This window comes from Brevibacillus fluminis (assembly GCF_003710825.1).
GTDB lineage: Bacteria > Bacillota > Bacilli > Brevibacillales > Brevibacillaceae > Brevibacillus_D > Brevibacillus_D fluminis.
Genome location: NZ_RHHQ01000073.1, coordinates 1 through 674 on the forward strand (window position 1 = coordinate 1; position 674 = coordinate 674).

A 674-nucleotide genomic window follows, 5' to 3' on the forward strand; every position below is an offset into this window, starting at 1 on the left:
GATTTTTTCATCAATTCGTGAAGCGAGCTATGCTACGATAAGAAGATCATAGTGTCGGGAAAGTAGGGAATCTTGTGGCTCGCAGTGCATATTTGAATTTAATCTTGCTCAGCCTGATCTGGGGGGCTTCTTTTTTCTTTATTAAGCTGCTGCTCGGTCCGTTTCATCCGTGGACCGTGGTGATGCTCCGTTCGGGATTCGGCATTCTGATCATTTTTGTCATCATGCTGGTAAAGGGAGAGTTTCGCAATGTGAAGCGGCTTCCGTGGATTCCGCTCATCGTCGTAGGCTGTTTGAACAATGCAATTCCATGGGGCTTAATTGCGCTCTCGGAGACGCGTCTTCCGAGCAGCATGGCTTCGGTACTAAATGCAACCACACCGCTGTGGACCATGCTTGTTGGCTTGCTCGTCTTCAAGGGCAAATCGAGCCGGAATCAATGGATCGGCATGGGCATCGGTTTTATCGGGCTATTGATTTTGCTTGATCTCAACCCGATCAGCATCATATCCGTAGACCTATTCGGATTTTTCGGAATGATGGGGGCGACGCTTTGCTACGGCATTTCCTCGCATTTGGCCAAAAAGTATTTGGCACACCTATCGTCGTTCCAGGTAAGCTTTTTCACACTTCTGTCCTGTATGCTGGTAGCTGGCTTTGTAGCCTTGACCACC

Annotated in this window: 1 protein-coding gene; it reads left to right on the forward strand. The window is 48.7% G+C overall.

Annotated elements, in window-relative coordinates; all coding sequences use genetic code 11:
* Positions 1-74 precede the first annotated feature (74 nt).
* Positions 75-674 (forward strand): DMT family transporter (locus EDM56_RS30940; RefSeq protein ID WP_148040448.1); only part of this gene is annotated, 600 nt, incomplete at its 3' end.